The organism is Pedobacter sp. CAN_A7 (assembly GCF_015752175.1).
In the GTDB taxonomy this organism is placed as follows: domain Bacteria; phylum Bacteroidota; class Bacteroidia; order Sphingobacteriales; family Sphingobacteriaceae; genus Pedobacter.
Genome location: NZ_JADOUW010000001.1, coordinates 716,788 through 732,616, shown reverse-complemented (window position 1 = coordinate 732,616; position 15,829 = coordinate 716,788). Strand labels below are relative to the sequence as shown.

The following is a 15,829-nucleotide window of genomic DNA, read 5'->3' as shown; positions in this document are numbered from 1 at the left end:
ATCAACTTTTAATAGACTGAAACGAATAATGATTATACTAATATGCGTACTGTTACTAGGAGTAGTGGCTGTCTTTCTTTATATGCGTCAGGCGAAATTTGGAAAAGCCCCTGATACTGCGCGTCTGGATTTAATAAAACAATCGCCCAATTACAAAAACGGCAATTTTCAAAACGTTCATTTTACACCCATGTTAACCGAAGGGTATTCTATGGTCAATGTGACTTACAAATTTATCTTCGGGAAGTTTCCGAGACAGAAACCCACCGTTAAAATCCCTTCCATCAAAACCGATTTGCATCAACTTCCTCTAGACAGTAATGTGCTGGTTTGGTTTGGTCATTCCTCATATTTTATCCAACTGGATGGGAAGCGCTTTTTGATCGACCCTGTTTTTAGTGGCAATGCGTCACCTATACCGAATAGCAACACATCATTCCAGGGCACGGATATTTACACCGCTGCAGATATGCCTGAAATTGATTATTTATTGATTACCCATGACCACTACGATCATTTGGATTACGAAACGATTATGGCCTTAAAAGGCAAGGTTAAAAAGGTGATTACCGGATTGGGTGTTGGTGCTCATTTTGAACATTGGGGTTTCGATACCAACAGCATTATAGAAAAAGATTGGAACGAAAGTGTAAAGACAGATCATGGTTTGACCATACACACTGCACCCGCAAGGCATTTTTCAGGAAGAGGCTTGACAAGGAATAATACCTTGTGGTTATCTTTTATCCTGGAAAGTACAAGCCATAAAATTTATATAGGTGGCGACAGTGGATACGACACGCATTTTGCAGCAATTGGAAAGAAATTTGGTGGTTTTGACCTTGCCATTCTTGACAATGGCCAATATAACAAAGCCTGGCAAGCTATCCATATGTTGCCCGAAGAAGGGTTAAAAGCAGCAGGAGAGCTACATGCAAAACGTTTATTTCCTGTTCATTCTTCCAAATTTGTATTAGCGCAGCATGCATGGGATGAACCCCTGATCAAAATTACCGAACTCAACAAGACGGTTAACATTCCTTTGGTCACTCCAATGATTGGTCAACCTGTTAACTTAAATGACGACAAGCAAGTATTTAAGGCTTGGTGGAAGGATATAGAATAGAAATACACAATCCTTAGACCTGCAGAATTCTGCAAAAATATAACCGTAAGATGTAAGTTTGCCGCGTTTAAACGCAATACCTTTGTACTGTAAATTTAATATGATGGCTAAAAACGAAGATCTAGAAACCATTTCACTCCCCGTGTTGGGGATGACGTGTGCCAGTTGTGCAAGTAGTGTGCAAAGTATGCTTGCAGCACAACCAGGGATAGCTCGTGCGGATGTTAATTATGCCACACAAAGTGTACAGGTAGCTTACCAACCTGCGTTGATCAAACCGGAAGCCTTTCAAAAAGTATTGCAGGAAATTGGTTATGATTTGATTCTGGATCAGGTGCATGGCAAAGAACAGCAAGAAGCCGTACAGGAAGACCAATACCAGGCCTTAAAAAAACGCTGCATAGCGGCGGCAATATTAACTATACCGGTAGTCATTATCGGGATGGTTTTTATGGATATGCCATATGCTAACCCGATTATGATGGTGTTAACAGCTCCAGTGCTATTTATATTTGGAAAGTCCTTTTTTGTGAATGCCTGGAAACAAGCTAAACATGGTAAAGCCAATATGGATACGCTGGTAGCGCTAAGTACGGGCATTGCCTTTTTGTTTAGCGTGTTCAATACGTTTTATCCTGAATTTTGGTTGTCGCGAGGTCTGCATCCTCATGTGTATTTTGAAGCCGCAGCAGTAGTGATCGTATTCATTATGTTGGGGAAACTATTGGAAGAAAATGCCAAATTTAATACTTCAGGTGCTATTAAGAAACTTATTGGTTTACAGCCTAAAACGGTACACTTGGTTCGGGGACAAGTTGAGCAGGATGTTGATGTAGAAACAGTAGTGGAAGGTGACCTGCTTGCTATACGACCGGGGGAGAAAATTCCAGTAGATGGAGTGATCACCGAAGGTTATTCCTATGTCGATGAAAGCATGATTACGGGCGAGCCTATTGCTGTGAGGAAAGAAAAAGGGGCGACTATTTTTGCAGGAACGTTGAATCAAAAAGGCAGCTTTAAATTTACCGCAAATAAAGTGGGTAAGGATACGCTATTGGCACAAATCATTAAATTGGTAGCGCAAGCCCAAGGGTCAAAAGCACCGGTTCAAAAATTAGTGGATAAGGTAGCTGGGATATTTGTGCCTGTAGTGTTGGCGATATCTATTGTTACCCTGCTGATCTGGGTGCTATTTGGTGGAGCAGATGGTTTTACGCATGGCTTGATGGCTATGGTTACGGTATTGGTTATTGCTTGTCCTTGTGCATTAGGTCTGGCCACGCCAACCGCCATTATGGTGGGTATAGGCAAAGGCGCTGAGAATGGTATTTTAATTAAAGATGCCGAAGCGCTGGAATCGGGGTATAAAGTGAATGCCATGGTGGTGGATAAAACAGGAACACTGACGGAGGGCAAACCAGAGGTAACGCAATTGATGTGGACTACCGATGCGCTAAAAAACCAGGCTGAGCTGATGCAGGTGTTGTTTACACTGGAGCAGCAATCTGAACACCCCCTTGCAAGTGCTGTTGTTAAACACCTTCAACATGAAGTGGCTGAGCCCATTAAAATAACTGACTTTGAAAGTTTAACTGGAAGGGGAGTAAAAGCGATGTTTAATGGCGATACATACTATGCAGGGAGTCACCGGTTATTTACGGAACTTCAACTCAGCCTTCCTGCTACCTTGCTAAAACAAGTGGAAGAATTAGAAGAAGAGGCAGCAACTATTATCTATTTTAGTACAAACAGAGAGGTGTTAGCGGTCCTGGCCATTGCCGATAAACTTAAAGAAGGATCTGGAGCTGCCATTAAAGCTTTACAGCATCAGGGAATAGAAGTGTATATGCTGACTGGCGATAACGAGCATACGGCGCTTGCTGTAGCCTTAAAAACTGGTATTAAGCAGGTGCGGTCGGAAGTGCTACCTGCCGATAAGGCATTATTTATCGAACAGCTACAGGCTGAAGGTAAGGTAGTAGCCATGGTGGGTGATGGCATTAATGATAGCCAGGCCCTGGCGCAAGCCGATCTGTCTATTGCAATGGGTAAAGGATCGGATATTGCGATCGATGTGGCCAAGATTACCCTGATTTCATCGGATCTACAACAGATACCAAAAGCACTGCGATTATCTAAATTAACTGTAAAAACCATTCGTCAGAACTTATTTTGGGCGTTTATTTATAACATCATTGGTATTCCCCTTGCCGCAGGTTTATTGTATCCATTTAATGGTTTTCTGTTAAACCCGATGATTGCAGGGGCGGCGATGGCTTTGAGTTCTGTTTCTGTAGTGAGTAACAGCTTGCGTTTAAAATTTGCAAAACTTAATTGATTAATATAACTTATAGAACATATGGAAACTTTAACATTCAAAACGAATATCAAATGTGGAGGTTGCATTGCCACCGTAACACCTTTTTTAAATGCAAAAAAAGAGATCAGTTCTTGGGATGTACAAACAGATCATGCCGATAAAACCCTCACTGTGGAAGGTGATATTACCGCTGCAGAGGTTATTCACACGCTTAATGAAGCCGGTTTTCAGGCAGAACAACGATAAGCGGAATGGAGCTTTACATCAAAAATATGGTTTGCGACCGGTGTATACTTATTGTAAGGCAGGAATTGGAAAAGCTGGGTTTGCAAGTAGCCGATATTACCCTTGGCAAGGTAGACTTGCACAGCCCACCTGCACCCGCTCAATTACAGGAGCTCCATACTTCACTCCAGGCCCTGGGTTTTGAACTCATCAATAAACATAAAGACCAGTTGGTAGAGTTAGTGAAAACCAAAGTCATAGAAAAAATTCATCACAATTCCCTGCAAGACTTAAAAGAAAGTTTAGCACAACTGGTGGCAAAAGACTTAAATAAAGAGTATGCATACCTGAGTCGTTTATTTTCAGAGACTGAAGGCATCACCGTTGAAAAATATATAATCCAGCAAAAGGTAGAAAAGGTAAAGGAGTTATTGGAGTATGGCGAATTAAATCTCAATGAGATTGCTTTTAAAATGGGCTACAGCAGCAGTGCGCACCTGTCTACACAGTTTAAATCAGTTACAGGAATGTCGCCAAGCCGTTATAAAGGAAGCACGAGTCATGATCGGAAACCTCTTGACCAGGTAGGCTGAATAAAATTTTAAGAAAATATACCACCTTTTGTCCTTTCTATTGTTATGCTAAAATGGAAACGTACGATGCGATTGTAATAGGTGCTGGCCAGGCGGGAATTCCGCTGGCAAAAAAATTAGCAGAGGCCGGATGGAAAACCGCGCTTATAGAAAAAAGAGTGGTGGGTGGTACCTGTATCAATGACGGATGTACTCCCACAAAAGCCATGGTGGCCTCTGCCCGGATGGCTTACCTGGCCAGCCGGAGCCAGGATTTCGGTGTCGACATTCCTTCGTATCAGGTAGATTTTCCTGCAGTCATGGCACGAAAAGATGCCATGGTTAAACAGTTTAGAAATGGTGCTGAAAAAGGGATAGCAGGTACAGAAAATCTTGAACTGATAGCAGGCAATGCTGAATTTACAGATGACCATGAAGTAACCGTTTATGGAGAAAATGGAGACACCCGCCAGTTGCGTGCCGACCACATCTTTATCAATACCGGTGGCACCACCAAAATTCCTACTATTGAAGGATTAAAAGAAGTTGAATTCCTTACTTCTTCCACCATTCTTCAATTGTCCTCAGTACCTAAAAAATTATTGATTGTTGGCGGTGGGTATATCGGTCTGGAATTCGGACAAATGTTCCAGCGTTTCGGTAGCCAGGTTACTTTATTGGAGCAAGGTGACCGCCTGATGCCCAAGGAAGACCTGGATGTTTGCGAAGTGATCAGCGATATTTTTAAGGATGACGGTATTGAAGTATGGCTAAATACCAAAGCTGTTAAATTTGAGAAGGATGTCGATGGTGGCATTCGTGTTCATGTTGAATCGCCGGAAGGTACAAAATATATTACCTGCAGTCAGGTGTTGATTGCTTCGGGTAGAAAACCACAAACGGAAAACCTGGGCCTGGAAAATACAGGTATTACCTGTGATGATAAAGGCTTTATACAGGTGAATGATCGCCTGGAAACAGCTGTTAAAGGTGTGTATGCCTTGGGTGATGTTAAAGGTGGACCACAGTTTACCCATATTTCCTATAATGATTATGTGGTCGTTACCTCAAATTTACTGAATAAGGGTAACCAAAGCATAAAAAATAGAATGGTGCCTTACTGTATGTTCACTGACCCGCAATTAGGGCGTATAGGTATTACTGAAATGGAGGCTAAAGAACTGGGCCTGGATTACTCTGTGGCTAAAATACCGATGAAAAATATTGCCCGTGCTATAGAAACCTCAGAAACCAGGGGATTTATGAAAGCAGTGGTTGATAAAAAGACAAAACAAATATTAGGGGCTACCATTATTGGCGCTGAAGGTGGCGAAGTGATGTCGGTTCTTCAAATGGCCATGATGGGAGGCATTACTTACAAACAGATCAGGTATACCATTTTTGCTCATCCTCTTTATGCCGAATCATTGAATAACCTTTTTATGGCCTTAGATGATTAAAGCTGTCAACTTAGTGAAACAATATGGTTCAGCATTCGCCGTCAACCAGGTGAGCTTTGAAGTGCCAACCGGGGAGAACATGGTTTTACTTGGCCCCAGTGGTTGCGGAAAAACTACGACGTTGCGGATGATTAACCGACTGGTGTGCCCGCAAAGTGGAGAACTTTATATAAATGGAGTAGCTGTTAATGACCAGCCAGCTGAACAACTGCGCAGGGGTATTGGCTATGTTTTGCAGCACCACGGTTTATTTCCTCATTATACGGTGGCAGAAAATGTTGCTATTGTGCCGAAGCTTTTGAAATGGGATGCTGAACGTATTAAAAGTCGTGCTGGTGAATTGTTTAACAAACTTAACCTGGATGATTCATTGATCAGCAAATATCCTGCTGAACTAAGTGGTGGACAACAGCAACGTGTTGGTTTAGTGCGCGCATTGATGGTCAATCCGCCGGTATTATTAATGGATGAACCTTTTGGTGCACTTGACAACCTGACCCGAATAGCGATCAGAAAAGAGTTTAGGGAACTTGATGAATTAAGAAATAAAACTATAGTGATGGTGACCCATGATATACAGGAAGCTTTTGAAATGGGGGATACCATTTGCCTGATGAATAAGGGGGAGGTCATGCAGTTGGGTACACCCGGTATGTTGCTGCAGCATCCGGCAAATGATTTTGTGGTTGATTTCTTAAAAGAGCAACGTTTGTTACTCGCCTTAAAATTTTTTAAATTGGGGGAGCAATCTGCCTGGGAGGCCATGAATGCGATGGAAGAAGGAGATTTAAAAACACTATTGCGTAGCACAATTAAACCTTAAATGGAGCAGACACAAACTTTCTGGAGTTTCATCATCCAGCAGCACGATCAGCTGCTGAGTCAAACCTGGACACACTTGGGTCTTACCCTCCTCTCGTTGATATTTGCTATTTTAATTGCAGTACCATTAGGGGTACTGATTGCTGGGCGAAAAAAACTTGCGGCCCCTATACTTGGTTTTGCTGGCATATTACAAACCATTCCAAGCATCGCCCTGTTGGGAATGATGATTCCCTTTCTCGGCATTGGACCTAAACCTGCTATTTTAGCACTATTTCTTTATGCTTTGTTGCCTATTCTGCGTAATACCTATATTGGAATTACGGAGGTGGACCCTATGGTAAAGGATGCTGCCAAAGGTATGGGCATGAGTGCCTACCAGATGCTCATGAAGGTAGAGCTGCCTTTAGCATTCCCAGTGATCATGGCTGGCATTAGAACAGCTACGGTGATCAATGTAGGTGTAGCTACCTTAGCCGCCTATATAGCTGCTGGTGGGCTGGGGGAATTTATTTTCGGGGGAATTGCCTTGAATAATACGAATATGATTCTTGCAGGTGCAATTCCAGCTGCGCTGCTTGCCGTAATGCTTGATTTTTCATTGGCCGCAGTACAAAAAATAAGCTTAAAAAGAATAAACCTTTATGTATGGTTGCCTTTGTTTCTACTGTTGTTGCCATCCTTTTATTTGGTGCCCAGTAAAATAGGTGGCCGTATGCTCGCTGGATTTACGCCTGAATTTATGGGCAGAGATGATGGTTACCTGGGATTAAAAGAAGTTTATGGGTTAAATTTAGAAACAGTAGTGATTAGTGATGCCATGAAGTATAAGGCTGCTTTTGAAGGCAAGCTTGATGTGATTGATGGTTACAGCACTGATGGTAGGTTGAAAGCTTATGACCTGGTGACATTGATTGACGACCGCCATATTTTTCCACCATATGATGCTGCCCCGGTAGTGCGACAGGATATTTTACGGCGATACCCGGAACTGGAAGTGGTATTAAATAAACTTGCAGGATTGATTAATGATGAGGCCATGACCAGGATGAACTACCAGGTGGATCAACTAAAACAAACGCCTGAACAGGTTGCAGCAGCTTTTTTAAAGCAATCACAGCTGCTAAAAGCACCAGGTAAAAGAAATAAGGGCCTTGTTCGAGTGGGTTCTAAAATATTTGGCGAACAATACATTTTAGCACAACTTTATAAGTTACTGATCGAAGGACATTCTGATTTAAAAGTGGAAACCAGCACAGGCTTAGGAGGTACTAAAATTTGCTTTGATGCCCTGTTAAATAACCAGATTGACCTGTACCCGGAATACACAGGAACAGGTTTATTGGTCATCCTCCAGGCAAATCAAGAGCAGGTCAAGTCTCTAGGTTCAGATGCAAAGTTGGTGTATGCTTTTGTTAAAAAGGAGTTTGAAGAGAATTACCAATTAAAATGGCTTGAACCTATTGGTTTTAATAACAGTTATGCGCTAATGATGCGCCGGGAACAGGCACAAAGTTTGCGCATCAAGAGCATTACAGATTTAACCAGCTATTTAAAGTATAATTAATATGAGGTTTTGGGAGAAATATGAAACCACCAGGCTGCAAAGTGTAGCCATTTGTTCGGCCCTGGAAACGGAAGATTACGTGGTGCAACCTGTTGTTGATGTGAGTCCGCCGAAATGGCATTTAGGTCACACCACCTGGTTTTTTGAGAACTTTATTTTGAAACCACATGCAGAGAACTACCAGGAATACAATGCAGATTTTAACTATGTTTTCAATAGCTATTATGAGACACTTGGTGCTAGGGTAATCAGAACCGACCGCGGTAATTTAAGTCGCCCGACAGTGAATGAGGTCTACCGCTACCGTAATCATGTTGACGAGGCTATGAAAGTTTTTCTTAGCCACCAGCATCCTGATGCCGACTTAGCTGAATTGTTGATCCTTGGATTAAACCATGAAGAGCAGCACCAGGAATTGTTATGGTATGATATAAAATACATTTTGGGTCATAATCCTTTGTTTCCGGCCTATCGGGAGGAAGGGATTGATGATCAGCTGACTGTCCATGCAGGTCATGAAGAATGGATTAATTTATCAGAAGGTTTATATGAAGTTGGTTATGCTGGGGATGATTTTCATTTCGATAATGAATTGGGACGTCATAAAGTATACTTACCGGCATCACAAATTCGGGCCAACCTGGTTACCAATGGCGAGTACTTAGCATTTATGGAACAGGGGGGCTACCAGGATTTTAATTTTTGGCATGCTGAAGGTTGGGACTGGGTAAAAAATAATCAGGTAAAGGCGCCATTATATTGGCATTCGATCGAAGGAACCTGGCATCAATATACCCTTTCGGGATTAAACGTTTTGGCCTTAGATGCACCGGTATCACACATTAGTTATTACGAGGCAGCCGCATTTGCCCAATGGAAAGGCATGCGTTTGCCAACAGAGTTCGAATGGGAAGCGGTAGCTGCAAAGCTAAATTGGGGTAAACTTTGGGAATGGACTGAAAGTGCTTATTTACCTTATCCGGGTTTCGCCAAGGTACCTGGTGCATTGGGAGAGTATAACGGGAAGTTTATGGTTAACCAGAAAGTGTTACGTGGAGGCTCGGTTGCCACAGCAGTTCAACATTCGAGACCTACTTACCGCAATTTTTTTCACCCTTACCTACGTTGGATGTTCAGTGGCATCAGGCTAGTAAAATAAAAATATGGAACAATTTTTAAAAGATGTAATACAAGACCTTTCGGGGCAACCGAAGCGCTTGAACTCCAAATACTTTTATGATGAAACAGGCAGCAGGTTGTTCCAGCAGATTATGAATTGCGAAGAATACTATCCTACAGATTGTGAACTAGAGATCTTTCAAGAAAAAACGTCAGCATTAGCCACTGTTTTAAAAGATGGGTTTGACGATTTCGATTTGATTGAATTGGGGGCGGGTGATGCAACCAAATCGAGCTATTTATTAAGGGAGCTGGTCGAAACTGGTGTAACATTTACCTACCGGCCTATTGATATTTCTGGAAGCATGATCGATCAGTTAGAAAAAGATCTGCCAGAAAGAATAAAAGGGCTACAGGTTAAAGGTTTGTGTGGAGACTACTTTGATATGCTGGATCAGGCAAATCAACTTTCAGCAAAGAAAAAGGTGATTTTATTTATGGGGGGTAATATTGGTAATTTTGAAGTGGAAGCCGCCGTTGAGTTTTGTCAAAACTTAAAACGTTACCTGAATACGGGCGATCTGGTGTTAATAGGTTTTGATTTAAGGAAACATCCACGGGTGATCAGGGCTGCTTATAACGATAGCGAAGGCTATACAAAAGCATTTAATTTAAACCTGTTGCATCGGATTAACAGAGAGCTGGGGGGTAATTTTGTGGTAGAACAGTTTGAGCATTACCCAAGTTATGATCCAGGGACTGGCGCCTGCCGCAGTTATTTAATTAGCTTAAATGATCAACTGGTAAAAATAGGAGACCATGAATTTGTTTTTAAAAATAACGAATACATTTCGATGGAAATCTCTCAGAAGTATTCCATAACTGAAACAGAAGAGATGGCAGTGAAAGCTGGCTATTTAACAGTGCAACATTTTACTGATCAAAAGAACTGGTTTTTAGATACTGTTTGGAAAGTGGTGTAAGTTCTGTTCATTAGGTTAAACAAAAAAAGGTTGCTTTCCATTGGAAAGCAACCTTTTTTGTTTTGATGAATTGGTCAATTAAAATAAACTGAATTCAACTCTTCTGTTTTTCTGACGACCATCGGCAGTATTGTTAGATGCAATAGGTTGGTTTGGACCGTAACCAGTTGCTTCAATTCTAGATGCATTAGCACCTTGAGATACTAAGTAAGCTTTAACAGCTTCTGCTCTATCTTTAGATAAACGTAAGTTTAAAGCCATTGAACCTGTATTATCTGTGTGACCAGCTAATTTTAAGCTAAAGTTTTTCTCTACTAATAAAGCAGCAACTTTGTTTAATGTTGAGTAAGATCTAGATCTGATGGTAGATTTACCTAAATCAAATTCTAAGTTTCTAATCGCTTCGTCAACAACTTTACGATCTGCTTCTGTAACGATCACTTTTTCTCTAATGATATTAGTTCCAGCTTTCAAAGGACAACCTGCACCATCAACTACCGTGTTAGCAGGAGTTCCTGGACATTTATCAAATTTGTTAGCTACACCATCACTATCATCATCACCCATTTCCTGAGCATAAGTTTCTCTGTCTCTTCTTGCATTTTCTTCAGCACTAGACAATGCTCTTCTTAACTCAGCACTTTCTGCTGCACTTTCCTCACGAAGAGCTGCAATTGCGCTATAGTTTTGTAATTGAGAAGTTCCTTTTTTACCCAATGCAATTTCAATACCTGCATGTGCATAAGAGAACCTATCATTAGCACCACCTCTTGTACCATCAAAATTATTTGTTTTCATGAAGTTTACATCGTAACCTAAGTCAAGATTAACTCCTTTAGACAAACCAAATTTTACACCAGCACCGATTGGAATAAACCAGTTTTCAGTGTAAGCAGTGTTTGCACCTAGAGGTGAATCTGTGTTTGCACTAGATGACATGTAACCAGCACCACCTGTAAGGTAAGGTGAAAGTACACTGCGTTTGTTGTTTAAGCTTAAGTTAGCTAAAGTAAAGTTTGCTTTTAATGCAGCCGACCAGTCGATACGGGTTTCGAATCCACTGTTTTGTTGTGCTGCAGTTGCACCAGCAGCTAAGCCATTAGGTCTGAAACCTTTTACTTTACCTGCTAAGAAATCGGCTTGTAAGCCAAATCCTGGAGCAATTTGTTTTTTAATGTACCCTCCGTAACCCCAGCTTTCTTGTGGTGTTGCAAAGTCGCCATTGTTATCTGCATTGAAAGGTGTGTAGTGCGTTAACATACCACCATTTAAACCGATAGACCATGTGCGGAATTCTTTTTTCTCGAAACGCTGAGTGGTATCACTTTGCATATCCTGCGCGAAAAGAGTGCTTGATAATCCTACTAAGGATAATATCATTGCTGATTTTGTAATTGTTGATTTCATGTTTTCAATAAATTAGTAAATGTGATCAGTATTACTGATTACATGGGTTGATGTAATAACCCTGCCAAAAACTGTTAATGACACTAATATTTTGGAAATAATTAAATTACAATGGATTATCATCTAATATTTTTTAATGAAAACATTGTTATTGTAAAGAAATTGCATGATATGTATATTTTAATATACACCTTTATGCAGTTACGACTTAAATTTCGAAGATTTCGCCTTTTTTAGGGATGAATACATCAAAACCTTCTTGAATTATACTATCCTTTAATAGCTTCATACTTTGTTCTTCGCCATGCACAAGGAAAACCTTTTTAAGCTGCACTGGTTGTTGGGATTTTACGATGTCCATAATATCATTATGATCACCATGACCACTTAAGAGATCGGTTTGTTTAATAGATGCGTATACCATAAGGTCGCGGTTGCGTAAACGCACAATAGGGTCTCCTCTTAATAAGCGGTTGCCTAAAGTTCCTTTTGCACAATACCCAATAAATAGGATGGTACAATAATAATTTTGGATGTTATGGTATAAGTGGTCTTGTATACGTCCGCCTTCGAGCATACCTGCCGAGGAGATGATGATGCAAGGTTCATGGTAATTGGAAATGGAAGTGCTTTCTTTTTTCTCCTGTACATAGGATAAATTGTCAAATTCGAATTCATCGCCCTGATCAACATAAAAAGTTCTCGCTTCATCATTAACCATTTGGTGATGTTTGCGGTAAACTTCAGTAGCCATTGATGCCAAAGGGCTATCTACAAATACTTTTACCTTTGGTAAACGACCACTGGTAAAAATTTTATTGAGGGTATAAACAAGGGATTGCGTTCGGCCTATACTGAAAGCGGGTATAATTAAACGTCCTGGAAATTTGACGCAGGATTCGTTGATGACCTCCACCAATTTGTCTTCCAAATTAATTCCAGTACTATGTACACGACCGCCATATGTGGATTCAGTAACCAGGTAATCTACTGCAGGAAGAGGTTCTGGATCTACTAACACTGGGTAATTCTTTCTGCCAATATCTCCTGTAAAAGCAATTTTTTTAAGAATTCCCTGATCTTTTACTTCAAGTATGACGGCAGCAGCACCTAATAAGTGACCTACCGGGATAAAAGTTAAGGCGATATCGTCGGTAATGTTAAACTTGCGGTGAAAACCTATGGTGATAAAACGACTTGCAGTTTCTGCTACATGTTTATGCAAGTATAATGGGCGTGGACCAGAATGATATTTCCTGCCTTTCCCTTTTCGGGTTTGTTGCAACTTGCTTAGAAAAACATTTACAGAGTCCATTAACAAAATCTCGGTTAGGTCTGCTGTAGGGGGCGTGCATAATATCTGCCCGTTAAATCCTAGGCGTACTAAAGTGGGCAGGTTACCAGAATGGTCAATGTGAGCATGCGTTAAAATGACCACATCTATAGTGGAAGGGTCAAAAGGGAAGTATTCATTATCTTCCTGGTGCGTGCCTTTTTCATAATCAAGTCCGCAATCAATAAGTACGGTATAGTGATCTGTTTGCAAAAGATGCATGCTTCCAGTTACCTGTTGTGCAGCTCCCCAAATAGTTAGTTTCATAGTGTAGTCATCCTAAAAAGAGCTACAAGTTATCAAATAAATTTTAAAAATCTTTAAGCCACTGTATCCAGTTTGCCGTTTTAAAGGTATAGTTAAGCTGCTTAGGTACTTGAAGGCTAGAAATAATTTTCCATTCTTTTAACTCATCAATAAAAGTGGCTTCCGCTAATCCGGCCGCTTTTATGGCTTGTTGATAGAAGTGTTGTTTTTGAAGGTGATCAGGACTGGAGGCATTATATATATATCCAAATGCCTGACGTTTTATAATTTCAAGTGTAATACCAACGCAGTCGTCTAAATGAATAAGGTTAATTGGCGCCCGACCATTAGGGATGTTTTTCTTGCCGGTAAAAAATCTTCCTGGATGACGCCCTGGGCCAACCAGTCCGCTAAAGCGTATAATGGTAGTTCTAAAATGGCTGTTCTTTTGTAATCCTTGTTCTGCGGCTAAGATTTGCTTCCCGGAGGGCGTTTGAGGGTTAGCGACCGTATTTTCGTCGACGGTGCAGTTGGCATCGCCATATACCGACGTGGAGCTTATAAATATAATTTCCTTCTTAGGGTATTGCGCGGAGAACATTGCGATCGTGTCGATTTTCGCAGTATATTGACTTAAGGTATCAGAATTTCTTTGAGGGGGAATACAAATGATTAGTATTTCGGATGAGAAAAAATCTTTAGGATCAACTGACTTGCCCAATCCAAAGTCTAGGAGATAAGGCTCGATACCAGCATCTGCCAGTTGCTGGAGTTTTTGTTGGGTTGTAGTGGAACCTTTAACGGTGTAACCGGCAGCAAGTAATTGTTTAGCTGCAGCCAGACCATACCAGCCACAGCCAATGATGCTAACGCATGGTGTATTGTTATTTGGATTGCTCATGTTTAGGCATAAAAAAAGGGGTGATGCCATGAGCAAACCCCTTCTGATTTTTTAAAGAATAGATTAAAGAACTCTTACGTTAGAAGCTTCAGGTCCTTTTTTACCTTCATTAAGTTCAAATTCAACATCGTCACCTTCATTTAATTCTTTGAATGAGTCTCCTGCTATAGCAGAGAAATGAACGAATATATCTTTACCTCCTTCTTCCGGGGTAATAAATCCAAACCCTTTTGAAGAATTAAACCATTTAACTTTTCCTGTTTTACGCATATTTTTATTATATAATTCGCTGTGAAAGTAAACAATTGAATATTAATATCCAAAAACTCTTGTTGTCAGGTATTAAATTTTTTACAATAAAACTGAAAAATGTTGTTTTTTATAAACTTTACTGGGCTACATATTGTTAAAACTTCAATAAATTGTAATTGCCATGCAAGAGAAACATAAAAAATCAACAGAACGACCAACCGAGGATCTAGACAATCCGGGTCTGGATGCTGATCATTCCTCTGATACAGGATACCAGAAGTATAATAGTGATAATGATATGGTTTCAGGAAATTCAGATGAAGAGCATGATCGAAACCTTAAAAAACCGGGTATTGGAGAATCACCTTTAAGAGATAAATAGAAAATAAATTATTTCTGGCATCATTTTTTCTAGGGGATGTGTAGAACAAATTTAAATTTAAAGTTATGAAAAGAGTATTCTCCATATTAGCCCTTTCGATTGTATTAGCATCTTGTAGTAATAAAGCTAAAGATGAAGCTACTTTAAAAGCAGCAAAAGATTTAGCAATCAAAGAAGTTAAAGATAGTTTAAGACTTGACAGCTTTAAAAATGCTGAGGTTGTTCGCCAACAGGAAACTGAAAGATTAGCTTTAGAAGAAAAAGAAGAGCAAATAGCTGCAGAAAAACGCACCTTGTTGTTGTCTCAACAAAGAGAAGCAGCAGCTCCGGCTAGAACATCTAACAATGTAAGCTCGTCGTCAACTACCACGACTACAACTGCAGCTAAAAAAGAAGGTTGGAGCCAGGCAGCGAAAGCTGGTGTAATTGGTGGAGCCGCTGGTGCAGTAGGTGGTGCATTAATTGATAAAAAGAAAGGTAGAGGTGCCGCTATAGGTGGCGTTGTTGGTGCTGGTGCCGGTTATCTAATTGGTCGTGGCCAAGATAGAAAATCAGGTAGAGTTCAATAATCAATTTATTACATAAGAGAAGGCCGCGACAGTTTTGCTGTAGCGGCCTTTTTAGTTTTATTTCATTTTATTTTGTTATTTAATAAAATGAAATACAAATGTTTTTATTAAAATTTGTATGTTCGTTAATAATCTAGTATCATCGAAGGACTACCATGGCTAAAAAGCAAATATTGATTGTTGATGATGAGATAACAATCCTTAAATTATTGAATTTTGTGTTATCGGCAGATTACAACCTTGTCATTAAAAACAGCGGTGTAGAGGCGCTCACCTGGTTAGAAGAAGGCCACTCTCCTGAACTTATTTTATCAGATCTTGAAATGCCTTATTTCGATGGCAGTTCTTTTATTCACAACTTAAAAATAAGCGGATTTTACAGAGATACACCGGTGGTAATTTTATCTGGTGCAAGTAATCTAGAAGAACGGGTAGCGGAAATGTCTTTTGAGGTGGATGCCTTTATTCCAAAACCATTTAATCCAACACAATTAAAAACTGCTATTTTAGAGGTATTAGGTAAATATAACTCTATAGAAAGCTAA

General features: G+C 40.3%; 16 protein-coding genes. 12 read left to right on the top strand and 4 right to left on the bottom strand.

Annotated features, from left to right (window positions below; genetic code table 11):
* The first annotated feature begins 28 nt into the window (after window positions 1-28).
* The 9 genes from IWX76_RS03365 (at window position 29) to egtD (ending at window position 10,194) form a co-directional block, all read left to right on the top strand.
* On the top strand, window positions 29-1,126 hold the full coding sequence (locus IWX76_RS03365) for an MBL fold metallo-hydrolase (protein ID WP_334641105.1): 1,098 nt from the start codon (window positions 29-31) through the stop codon (window positions 1,124-1,126).
* A 103-nt stretch (window positions 1,127-1,229) separates the two neighbouring features.
* Entirely contained in the window at window positions 1,230-3,464 is a 2,235-nt protein-coding gene (locus IWX76_RS03360; protein ID WP_196859021.1) for a heavy metal translocating P-type ATPase, read from the top strand.
* A gap of 21 nt (window positions 3,465-3,485) precedes the next feature.
* On the top strand, window positions 3,486-3,692 hold the full coding sequence (locus IWX76_RS03355; protein WP_196858457.1) for a heavy-metal-associated domain-containing protein: 207 nt from the start codon (window positions 3,486-3,488) through the stop codon (window positions 3,690-3,692).
* Window positions 3,693-3,697: 5 nt separating this feature from the next.
* Window positions 3,698-4,264: a helix-turn-helix domain-containing protein gene (locus IWX76_RS03350; RefSeq protein WP_196858456.1), complete on the top strand. Its 567-nt coding sequence runs from the start codon at window positions 3,698-3,700 to the stop codon at window positions 4,262-4,264.
* Window positions 4,265-4,317: 53 nt separating this feature from the next.
* Window positions 4,318-5,703 carry a dihydrolipoyl dehydrogenase gene (gene lpdA, locus IWX76_RS03345; RefSeq protein ID WP_196858455.1) on the top strand — a complete coding sequence of 462 codons (1,386 nt, stop codon included), beginning with the start codon at window positions 4,318-4,320 and terminating at the stop codon, window positions 5,701-5,703.
* Window positions 5,696-6,526: an ABC transporter ATP-binding protein gene (locus IWX76_RS03340; protein WP_196858454.1), complete on the top strand. Its 831-nt coding sequence runs from the start codon at window positions 5,696-5,698 to the stop codon at window positions 6,524-6,526. Before lpdA ends, IWX76_RS03340 begins: the two co-directional genes overlap by 8 nt.
* Entirely contained in the window at window positions 6,527-8,092 is a 1,566-nt protein-coding gene (locus IWX76_RS03335; protein WP_196858453.1) for an ABC transporter permease/substrate-binding protein, read from the top strand.
* Between the two features lies 1 nt (window position 8,093).
* Window positions 8,094-9,251, top strand: a complete 1,158-nt coding sequence (gene egtB, locus IWX76_RS03330; RefSeq protein WP_196858452.1) for an ergothioneine biosynthesis protein EgtB — start codon at window positions 8,094-8,096, stop codon at window positions 9,249-9,251.
* Between the two features lie 4 nt (window positions 9,252-9,255).
* A complete protein-coding gene (gene egtD / locus IWX76_RS03325; RefSeq protein ID WP_196858451.1) occupies window positions 9,256-10,194 on the top strand; it encodes an L-histidine N(alpha)-methyltransferase in 939 nt (312 codons plus the stop codon).
* A gap of 78 nt (window positions 10,195-10,272) precedes the next feature.
* On the opposite strand, the gene IWX76_RS03320 is transcribed toward egtD, so the two are convergent.
* The 4 genes from IWX76_RS03320 to IWX76_RS03305 form a co-directional block, all read right to left on the bottom strand.
* A complete protein-coding gene (locus IWX76_RS03320) occupies window positions 10,273-11,601 on the bottom strand; it encodes an OmpA family protein (RefSeq protein ID WP_196858450.1) in 1,329 nt (442 codons plus the stop codon).
* Window positions 11,602-11,809: 208 nt separating this feature from the next.
* On the bottom strand, window positions 11,810-13,201 hold the full coding sequence (locus tag IWX76_RS03315; RefSeq protein ID WP_196858449.1) for an MBL fold metallo-hydrolase: 1,392 nt from the start codon (window positions 13,199-13,201) through the stop codon (window positions 11,810-11,812).
* A 43-nt stretch (window positions 13,202-13,244) separates the two neighbouring features.
* Window positions 13,245-14,081, bottom strand: coding sequence for an SDR family oxidoreductase (locus tag IWX76_RS03310; protein ID WP_196858448.1), 837 nt, complete (start codon window positions 14,079-14,081; stop codon window positions 13,245-13,247).
* A 63-nt stretch (window positions 14,082-14,144) separates the two neighbouring features.
* Complete coding sequence (locus IWX76_RS03305; protein WP_196858447.1) at window positions 14,145-14,351, bottom strand: cold-shock protein; 207 nt, start codon at window positions 14,349-14,351, stop codon at window positions 14,145-14,147.
* Between the two features lie 163 nt (window positions 14,352-14,514).
* Between IWX76_RS03305 and IWX76_RS03300 the strand changes: the two genes are divergently transcribed.
* The 3 genes from IWX76_RS03300 (at window position 14,515) to IWX76_RS03290 (ending at window position 15,829) form a co-directional block, all read left to right on the top strand.
* On the top strand, window positions 14,515-14,715 hold the full coding sequence (locus IWX76_RS03300; protein ID WP_196858446.1) for a hypothetical protein: 201 nt from the start codon (window positions 14,515-14,517) through the stop codon (window positions 14,713-14,715).
* A gap of 65 nt (window positions 14,716-14,780) precedes the next feature.
* Entirely contained in the window at window positions 14,781-15,284 is a 504-nt protein-coding gene (locus IWX76_RS03295) for a YMGG-like glycine zipper-containing protein (protein WP_196858445.1), read from the top strand.
* Between the two features lie 155 nt (window positions 15,285-15,439).
* On the top strand, window positions 15,440-15,829 hold the full coding sequence (locus tag IWX76_RS03290; RefSeq protein ID WP_196858444.1) for a response regulator: 390 nt from the start codon (window positions 15,440-15,442) through the stop codon (window positions 15,827-15,829).

Excerpts from the sequence above, each read along its gene's own strand:
- IWX76_RS03315 (WP_196858449.1), bottom strand. The coding sequence starts at position 13,201 with ATGAAACTAACTATTTGGGGAGCTGCACAACAGGTAACTGGAAGCATG.
- egtB (WP_196858452.1), top strand. The coding sequence starts at position 8,094 with ATGAGGTTTTGGGAGAAATATGAAACCACCAGGCTGCAAAGTGTAGCC.
- IWX76_RS03350 (WP_196858456.1), top strand. The coding sequence starts at position 3,698 with ATGGAGCTTTACATCAAAAATATGGTTTGCGACCGGTGTATACTTATT.
- IWX76_RS03335 (WP_196858453.1), top strand. The coding sequence starts at position 6,527 with ATGGAGCAGACACAAACTTTCTGGAGTTTCATCATCCAGCAGCACGAT.
- IWX76_RS03360 (WP_196859021.1), top strand. The coding sequence starts at position 1,230 with ATGGCTAAAAACGAAGATCTAGAAACCATTTCACTCCCCGTGTTGGGG.
- IWX76_RS03290 (WP_196858444.1), top strand. The coding sequence starts at position 15,440 with ATGGCTAAAAAGCAAATATTGATTGTTGATGATGAGATAACAATCCTT.
- IWX76_RS03295 (WP_196858445.1), top strand. The coding sequence starts at position 14,781 with ATGAAAAGAGTATTCTCCATATTAGCCCTTTCGATTGTATTAGCATCT.
- IWX76_RS03365 (WP_334641105.1), top strand. The coding sequence starts at position 29 with ATGATTATACTAATATGCGTACTGTTACTAGGAGTAGTGGCTGTCTTT.
- IWX76_RS03340 (WP_196858454.1), top strand. The coding sequence starts at position 5,696 with ATGATTAAAGCTGTCAACTTAGTGAAACAATATGGTTCAGCATTCGCC.
- IWX76_RS03310 (WP_196858448.1), bottom strand. The coding sequence starts at position 14,081 with ATGAGCAATCCAAATAACAATACACCATGCGTTAGCATCATTGGCTGT.
- IWX76_RS03305 (WP_196858447.1), bottom strand. The coding sequence starts at position 14,351 with ATGCGTAAAACAGGAAAAGTTAAATGGTTTAATTCTTCAAAAGGGTTT.
- IWX76_RS03355 (WP_196858457.1), top strand. The coding sequence starts at position 3,486 with ATGGAAACTTTAACATTCAAAACGAATATCAAATGTGGAGGTTGCATT.
- egtD (WP_196858451.1), top strand. The coding sequence starts at position 9,256 with ATGGAACAATTTTTAAAAGATGTAATACAAGACCTTTCGGGGCAACCG.
- IWX76_RS03300 (WP_196858446.1), top strand. The coding sequence starts at position 14,515 with ATGCAAGAGAAACATAAAAAATCAACAGAACGACCAACCGAGGATCTA.
- lpdA (WP_196858455.1), top strand. The coding sequence starts at position 4,318 with ATGGAAACGTACGATGCGATTGTAATAGGTGCTGGCCAGGCGGGAATT.
- IWX76_RS03320 (WP_196858450.1), bottom strand. The coding sequence starts at position 11,601 with ATGAAATCAACAATTACAAAATCAGCAATGATATTATCCTTAGTAGGA.